Genomic DNA, 248 nt, shown 5'->3' with positions numbered 1-248 from the left:
GAGTTCCTCCCCAAGACGTTGAGCAACAATGGTCTCCTGCCCTGGATGGAGATTGCAGGGATCGAGATAGAAATAATTGTGTTCCACCTCGTGATCTCGGGTGATGATCGGTGGGTTCCCTCGGGCATCGAACGAGATTATCGCCACTCCCTTTGAGGATCGAAGCAGGCATCGCTTCGACAGCTTGCTGCGTTGGCCGGATTGATTGGCGGAGCCTGAGTAAAGCGGAGGAACATCATGACGTCTGA

The 248-nt window shown here is 54.0% G+C and carries 1 pseudogene; it reads right to left on the bottom strand.

The window, feature by feature from the left end:
• A pseudogene (locus F9K91_RS26825) lies at positions 1–126 on the bottom strand (aminotransferase class V-fold PLP-dependent enzyme); the annotation flags it as partial.
• Positions 127–248: the final 122 nt, after the last annotated feature.

Origin of the sequence: Brucella tritici, assembly GCF_008932295.1 — a bacterium.
GTDB classification, from domain to species: domain Bacteria; phylum Pseudomonadota; class Alphaproteobacteria; order Rhizobiales; family Rhizobiaceae; genus Brucella; species Brucella tritici.
This window is presented reverse-complemented; position numbering and strand designations above follow the sequence as displayed.